The organism is Pseudomonas sp. E141, assembly GCF_052659885.1.
Genome location: NZ_CP084024.1, coordinates 1,571,988 through 1,579,214, shown reverse-complemented (window position 1 = coordinate 1,579,214; position 7,227 = coordinate 1,571,988). Strand labels below are relative to the sequence as shown.

General features: G+C 61.8%; 6 protein-coding genes. 3 read left to right on the top strand and 3 right to left on the bottom strand.

The window, feature by feature from the left end; all coding sequences use genetic code 11:
- The first annotated feature begins 283 nt into the window (after positions 1-283).
- Positions 284-832, top strand: coding sequence for an RNA polymerase factor sigma-70 (locus tag GKKCFE_RS07195; protein WP_445577665.1), 549 nt, complete (start codon positions 284-286; stop codon positions 830-832).
- Between the two features lie 136 nt (positions 833-968).
- Here GKKCFE_RS07195 and GKKCFE_RS07190 read toward each other — a convergent pair whose 3' ends face one another.
- From GKKCFE_RS07190 to GKKCFE_RS07180, 3 genes are all read right to left on the bottom strand, one after another.
- Entirely contained in the window at positions 969-1,982 is a 1,014-nt protein-coding gene (locus tag GKKCFE_RS07190) for a GNAT family N-acetyltransferase (protein WP_139050752.1), read from the bottom strand.
- A gap of 70 nt (positions 1,983-2,052) precedes the next feature.
- Positions 2,053-2,835: a substrate-binding periplasmic protein gene (locus GKKCFE_RS07185; protein ID WP_171061399.1), complete on the bottom strand. Its 783-nt coding sequence runs from the start codon at positions 2,833-2,835 to the stop codon at positions 2,053-2,055.
- Between the two features lie 121 nt (positions 2,836-2,956).
- Complete coding sequence (locus GKKCFE_RS07180; RefSeq protein ID WP_139050753.1) at positions 2,957-3,580, bottom strand: TetR/AcrR family transcriptional regulator; 624 nt, start codon at positions 3,578-3,580, stop codon at positions 2,957-2,959.
- Positions 3,581-3,761: 181 nt separating this feature from the next.
- Between GKKCFE_RS07180 and GKKCFE_RS07175 the strand changes: the two genes are divergently transcribed.
- The gene (locus GKKCFE_RS07175) at positions 3,762-5,552 is read left to right on the top strand and encodes an acyclic terpene utilization AtuA family protein (protein ID WP_445577664.1); all 1,791 of its coding nucleotides are present in this window, start codon (positions 3,762-3,764) and stop codon (positions 5,550-5,552) included.
- 43 nt (positions 5,553-5,595) lie between these two features.
- Positions 5,596-7,212, top strand: a complete 1,617-nt coding sequence (gene atuC / locus GKKCFE_RS07170) for a geranyl-CoA carboxylase subunit beta (protein WP_139050755.1) — start codon at positions 5,596-5,598, stop codon at positions 7,210-7,212.
- Positions 7,213-7,227: the final 15 nt, after the last annotated feature.

Sequence of the window (7,227 nt, the reverse complement as noted above, 5' to 3'; positions counted from 1 at the left end):
GGCCTGCGGAATGCGGTGCGGCATCGGGACTGCCGCCCGAAACCTTCATCCCTGAGAACGGATACCGCCGGCAAATAATTAGTCAGCGGCCTCTTGATCCAGACCCGCCGGAAAGCAGAACACCGCGGCAACGGGTCGCAGTTCTCACGCTGGACCTCTCAGCATCAATAATTCTCCTTCTCAATTGACAATCATTATCATTCAGCCTAATTTGTCGCTCGATATGCAGGACGAGTCGGACAGATCCCTCGTCCTGCTAACTTTTTGCAACAAGGTGAATTCCATGACGGAACAAGTATCCACAAGCAGGTGCGACTCACCGTTACTTCAGGCATTCGTGGATAACCGGATGATCCTGGTCAAGATCGCAGCACGCATCACCGGGTGCCGGTCCCGGGCAGAAGACGTGGTGCAGGATGCGTTTTTCCGGCTGCAATCGGCGCCCCAGATCACCTCGTCCTTCAAGGCTCAGCTCAGTTACCTGTTTCAGATCGTGCGCAACCTGGCGATCGACCATTACCGCAAGCAGGCGCTGGAACAGAAATACTCGGGGCCGGAAGAGGAAGGGTTGAATGTGGTGATCCAGGGTGCTTCGCCAGAAACGTCACACATCAATTTCTCGACGCTGGAGCACATCGCCGACGCGCTCACCGAACTGCCCAGCCGCACCCGCTATGCCTTCGAGATGTACCGCCTGCACGGTGTGCCACAGAAGGATATCGCCAAGGAGCTGGGGGTCTCACCGACCCTGGTGAACTTCATGATCCGCGACGCCCTGGTGCATTGCCGCAAGGTGTCGGGAGTGCGTGGGGATATCTTTGCCCGGCGGTGATTTTGCACTGATTTTTCGGGCCTTATCGCGAGCAGGCTCGCTCCCACAATGGATCTGCGCACTCACAAAGTCTGTGCTGTGCGCAATCCCTGTGGGAGCGAGCCTGCTCGCGATGGAGCCCTAGGGGCTTACAACCTCACCTCAACCCACACCGATCAAAAAACCGCTCACGCCCCAGAATCATCAGCGCCGCGCGCTTGTGGGGGAAATCGAATTCCTTTTCACAGTGGAAACACTGGTTGTGCAGATGACCGATCATCCGGGCGTTGTCGGCTCGAGGTTCGGCCACCACCCGCTCGGTGCGCGGGTCGTCGAGAAACAGGTAATGCACCAGCGCCGACAGCCAGCTCGCCACCTTGTGCGGGCCGCGGTGTTGCTCCTCGCCCACCAACATGTGAATGCCGCGATCATAATTGTGCACGTCATAGAACGGCGCGATCCGATCCTCCTTGGCCCAATAGGCTTCGAAGTAGGCGAAAGGCTGGTCGTCGAAACAACCGATCAAGGTCAGCACCCGGGGATCGCGCTGCAGTGTGCTCAGATACTCGCGATGTTGTTCCAGGCTGCCCTCCTCCTGCCAGAAACTCGCCACCCGAGGACTGTTCTGCCAGCGGTTGAAGCGCGTCAGGTCCTGTTCGATTTCCAGGGTGCGCAAGGACACCCAGGCTCCCAGGCGCGCATCGAAGCGCCGATACACCTCGCCTCGCGGCTTCATGGGCCGGCGCGGATGACGCTTGCCATCGGTGATAATCATCTGTTGCGGATAGCTGCCGTTGAACGACTCCCCCAGCCAGGGTTGCGGCAGTTGCCAGAACATCGTGCGCTCACAGATGTATTCGTCGGCACACTCGCCGGGCGTCAGCAGTCCGCTGAGCAAGGCTTCACCGGGGCGCTCGGGCAGATGCCAAGTCAGGCGCCGGCATTCAGGATCGCGGGCGAACAGCCAATAGCAGGCCGCCCAAAGCGCCGGGCCTACGGGCCGATCGTTGATTTCCTGCAAATGCACATGCAGCTCGGTACCACGCTCCAGGCGCAGCCGGATCAGCGGCGCGCCCTCAAGCATCAGGCTCAGGTGGCGTTCGGTTTCATCGGCGCCGAGACGGCGACCGCCGGGTAAAGGCAGCGTCGTCGGGTGCTTGAGATTGGACATGGGCGGGGCTCACGTAGTCGTCGGTAGTCAACGTGTGACGTGAGCCAGGCAGGGAAATTTAGTGCCCCGTTCAATGATCGTGCGCTGGCACCAGCTGTATCTGGTAGGGCTTGAAAATCGCCAGCATCTGCCCGTCGTCCCGCAGCTTTTGCAGCAGTCGCTCGAACGCTTCGCCAGAGATCGGCGCCTGGGGGCGGATCAGCGCGTAATGGTGGTAAATCTGATCGATACGTTCGGATATCAGCAATTGAGGGTCGACGTCAGGATTGCGCAGCACGTAGTCGATGAGGTACGAACGGGTGACCAGCGCAATGTCCGCACGCCCGCGCAAGACCATCAGCAGGTTGCTGTCATGGGAATACGTCAGCGTGGCGTTGTATTGGCCGGTCAGGAACTTGGGGTCGGCGTTGAATTCGGCAAAGGCGTAGTGGTAGCCGCTGAAGAGCGCCAGGCGCTTGCCCCTCAGATCAGAGAAATAGTCTTGCTGACGATCCGGTTGACGCTGGGCAACGAAGATTTCCGCATCTTCCAGGCCCATGTCTACCGCAGTATGAGGCACATCCTTCCAGCCCCAGTCCGGGTTCTCGAAAATGGCCATGTCGACCCGGCCCTGCTTGAAATCATTGAAACGGCGCGGAATCGACGTCGGAACCAGCACGAATTGATAGTCGCTTTGGGCCTTGTTCAAGGCTTCTACCAACTGCGGCAGCAAACCGGTATCCGCGCCAGTTTCGGGGCGTATCGTGTAGGGCGGAAAATGCGCTGCGCCAATCCGGACCAGTTGCGCAGCCGTGGCCGGCAACGCGAACACTGCAATAAACGCAGCCAGCAAGACGCGCGAGGCTATCCCCATCGTTGAAAACGTCAAGACAGCTCACTCCCCAGAAAATTAATCATCAGTGAATCCAACCAGGCATCTCAATGCATCACGCAGGGCACGCAGGGCGACCACTCAGCGGCATTGCTGCCTCTTTTTATTTTTCTTCAAGCACCAGAATCAAGGCCTGCTCGGCCAACTCATCAAGACTCATGCTGCCCTCGGCGCGAAACCAGGTGGTGGTCCAGGACAGGGCGCCGGTCAGGAAACGACGGGTGATGAACACGTCGCCCCGAATATACCCCGCGTCCTTGGCCTGCCCAAGAACCTCAAGCCACAGGGCCTCATAAATATCACGCAAAGCCAGCACCTGTCTTTGACCTTGCTCAGACAACGAACGCCATTCGTAGACCAGGACCGCCATCGCCTCGCCGCTGCCGCCCATGATCGATTGCAACTCGCAGCGAATCAGCGCCAGGACCCGCTCGCGCACACTATCGGCCTCGGCCAGCGCCGCGCGCATCAACGCCGTGTTGTAGCGAATGGTCTCTTCCATCACCGCCCGCAGGATCTCGTCCTTGCTTTTGAAGTGATGAAAGATGCTGCCCGACTGGATGCCCACCGCGCTCGCCAGGTCGCGCACCGTGGTGCGCTCGAACCCTTTGTTGCGAAACAGGTGGGCGGCGGTCTGGAGCAGTTTGCCGCGAGCGCTGTCAGGATCGGTCAGTTGCCCGTTATCGACCAGCTCACGCATCACGTTCAGGGCTTTTTGCTCATCCACCCATTCTCTCCTACAGTCGATCGATCAACGTCGGGCCACGCTTGCGGAACCGGCGAGGTGGCGCGGGCAATTTAAGCTGGCCGGGGCACCCAAGCAAGCGCTTGGATCGAAGAACCGGCGGTCGTTTACAAACCAAGCGCTTGCTTGGTAGTCTCGAGCGACGTCGGCCGGAGGGAGCACCATGCCAAAAACGATACGTATCGGTTGTGCCAGCGCCTTCTGGGGCGACACCTGTACCGCTGCGGCGCAACTGGTCGAAGGCGCCGAACTGGACTACCTGGTGTTCGATTACCTGGCCGAGGTCACGATGTCGATCATGGCCGGGGCGCGCATGAAAGCCCCTCGGGGCGGCTATGCCACGGACTTCATCGAAGTGCTCACACCGCTGCTTGCTCGTTTGCATGAACGCAAGATCCGCGTCATCAGCAATGCCGGCGGGGTCAACCCCCAGGCCTGCGCCGCCGCTCTGCAAGCGGCCTGCGACAAGGCCGGCGTGCCCTTGAAGATCGCGGTGCTGCAGGGGGACGACCTGCAACCACAATTCGAACAGCTCGCCAGCCAGGGCATTATCGAGATGTTCAGCGGCGCGCCCCTGCCGGCGGTGTGCGTGTCCACCAACGCTTACCTGGGTGCCCCCGGCATTGTCGAGGCCTTGCGTCTGGGAGCCGACATCGTGATCACCGGCCGGGTGGTGGACAGCGCCGTGGTCAGCGCGGCCCTGGTGCATGAGTTTGGCTGGGCCTGGCACGACTACGACAAACTGGCCCAGGCCGCATTGGCCGGACACCTCATTGAGTGCGGGGCTCAATGCACGGGCGGTAATTTCACCGACTGGCGGGAAGTACCGGATTACGAGCACATCGGTTTTCCCATCGTTGAAGTCAGCGCCGACGGCCAATTCATCGTCACCAAGGCCGAAGGCAGCGGCGGGCTGGTCACGCCGCTGACGGTCGGGGAGCAACTGCTCTATGAAATCGGCGATCCCCAAGGCTATCTCTTGCCGGACGTGATCTGCGACTTCAGCCAGGTCAGGTTGATCCAGCAAGGCAAACACGCGGTGCGCGTCCAAGGCGCCAAGGGCTTGCCGCCCACCGAACAATACAAGGTCTGCGCCACCTGGGCCGATGGTTTTCGCTGCACCGCCCTGTGCCTGATCGCCGGCATCGATGCGGTGGCCAAGGCCGAACGGGTCAGCCAGGCGATCATCGCCAGGACTTCGCAGCTGTTCAGTTCGCGCGGCTGGGCGCCCTACAGCGAGGTGAACATCGAGCTTCTGGGCAGCGAAGCCACTTACGGCCAGCACGGCCGGCGCCAGGACAGCCGTGAAGTGGTGATCAAACTGGCGGTGCGCCACCCCGACAAACAGCCGCTGGTGCTGTTTTCCAGGGAAATCGCCCAGGCCGCCACCGGCATGGTGCCGGGGCTGACCGGCCTGATGGGCGGTCGCCCGACGGTGTATCCGTTGATTCGCCTGTTCTCGTTCCTGATCGACAAATCCGCCTGCCGGCTCCACATCGAACTCGACGGGCAGAGTCATCCTTGCCTGCTGCCCGCCGTCAAAGCGCTGAAAACCCGCGACTTGCCGGTCGCTCCCGACCTGCCCAAACCCCAGGGCCGGGCTGATGCCAGCGTGCCGTTGGTCAAACTGGCGGTGGCGCGCTCCGGCGACAAGGGCAACCACAGCAACATCGGTGTACTCGCCCGCGCCCCCGAATACTTGCCGTGGATCGCCGAGGCGCTGACGCCCCAAGTGTTGGTTGACTGGATGAGCCACGCGCTCGACCCACTGCTGGGGCGCGTCGAACGCTGGTATCTGCCGGGCACCCACAGCCTGAACTTCGTGCTGGAAAATGCCCTTGGCGGCGGCGGTGTCGCCAGCCTGCGCATCGACCCGCAGGGCAAGGCGTTCGCTCAGCAATTGCTGGAGATCCAGATACCGGTGCCCCAGAGCATCGCCGATCAGGTCAATTAAAGGACGATCGCCATGGCGTTCGGTTCGAGCACAAGGAACACCCATGCCAGTCATCGAATCGCACCTTGACCCACACAGCGCCGACTTCGCCCGCAACCACGCGGCCATGCTGTCTGGCGTCGCACACCTGCGTCAGATCGAACAGGCGGTGCTGGAGAACGCCGCCCTGGCCCAGGCCAAGTTCGAGCAACGCGGCCAACTGCTGCCGCGCGAGCGTTTGAACCTGCTGCTGGACCCCGGCGCGCCGTTCCTGGAACTGGCGAGCCTGGCCGGCTACAAACTCCATGACGACAAGGACGGCAGCCAGGCCGGGGGCGGCTTGATCGCGGGGATCGGCTACGTCTCCGGCGCTCAGGTCTTGGTGGTGGCGAACAACAGCGCGATCAAGGGCGGGACCATCTCCCCCAGCGGCTTGAACAAGACCCTGCGTCTGCAACAGATCGCCATGGAGAACAAACTGCCGATCATCACCCTGGCCGAAAGCGGCGGCGCCAACCTCAATTATGCCGCGCAGATTTTTGTCGAAGGAGCACGCAGCTTCGCCAATCAGGCGCGGATGTCCGCCATGGGCTTGCCGCAGATTACTGTGGTGCATGGTTCGGCCACGGCGGGCGGGGCCTACCAGCCGGGGCTCTCGGATTACGTAGTAGTGGTGCGCGACAAAGCACGGCTGTTTCTGGCCGGCCCCCCGCTGCTCAAGGCCGCCACTGGCGAAGTCGCCACGGAAGAAGAACTGGGCGGTGCGCAAATGCATGCGCAGGTGGCCGGCACCGCTGAATACCTGGCCGAGAATGACGCCGATGGCATACGCCTGGCCCGGGAGATCGTCAGCCTGTTGCCCTGGAACGAGCAACGGCCGACACCGCCTGAACGCACCTGGAAAGAGCCGCTCTACCCGGCCGATGAGTTGCTGGGGTTGATCCCCGACGACCCGAAAAAGCCCTATGACGTGCGGGAAATCGTCGCCCGCATCGCCGATGGTTCGGACTTCCTGGAATTCAAAAGCGAGTTCGATCAACAGACGATTTGTGGCCACCTGCGCATTCGTGGTCATGCCTGTGGCCTGATCGGCAACAACGGCCCGATCACGCCCAAGGGCGCGAGCAAGGCCGCGCAGTTCATCCAGCTGTGCGACCAGAGCCGCACACCGTTGCTGTTCCTGCACAACACCACCGGCTTCATGGTCGGCACCGAGTCGGAACAACAAGGGGTGATCAAGCATGGGGCGAAGATGATCCAGGCCGTGGCCAACGCCCGAGTGCCGAAGCTGACGGTTGTGGTGGGCGGCTCCTACGGCGCCGGCAACTACGCCATGTGCGGCCGAGGGCTGGACCCACGCTTCATCTTCGCCTGGCCCAACAGCCACACGGCGGTGATGGGTGGAGCCCAGGCCGGCAAGGTTTTGCGCATCGTCACGCAGGCGACGCAGATCAAGAATGGCCTCACCCCCGACCCGAAGATGCTGGACCTGCTCGAACACACCACCGCGCAGACACTCGACAGCCAGTCCACTGCGCTATACGGCAGCGCCAACCTGTGGGATGACGGGCTCATCGACCCGCGCGACACCCGCACGTTGCTAGGCTACCTGCTGGACATCTGCCACGCGGCTGAGCTTCGCCCGCTGCAACCCAACAGTTTCGGTGTGGCCCGTTTCTGAACGTGTGAAGGACTT

What these genes read in the sequence shown, in the direction of transcription:
- GKKCFE_RS07195 (WP_445577665.1), top strand. Translation starts at nt 284, where the DNA reads ATGACGGAACAAGTATCCACAAGCAGGTGCGACTCACCGTTACTTCAG.
- GKKCFE_RS07190 (WP_139050752.1), bottom strand. Translation starts at nt 1,982, where the DNA reads ATGTCCAATCTCAAGCACCCGACGACGCTGCCTTTACCCGGCGGTCGC.
- GKKCFE_RS07185 (WP_171061399.1), bottom strand. Translation starts at nt 2,835, where the DNA reads ATGGGGATAGCCTCGCGCGTCTTGCTGGCTGCGTTTATTGCAGTGTTC.
- GKKCFE_RS07175 (WP_445577664.1), top strand. Translation starts at nt 3,762, where the DNA reads ATGCCAAAAACGATACGTATCGGTTGTGCCAGCGCCTTCTGGGGCGAC.
- atuC (WP_139050755.1), top strand. Translation starts at nt 5,596, where the DNA reads ATGCCAGTCATCGAATCGCACCTTGACCCACACAGCGCCGACTTCGCC.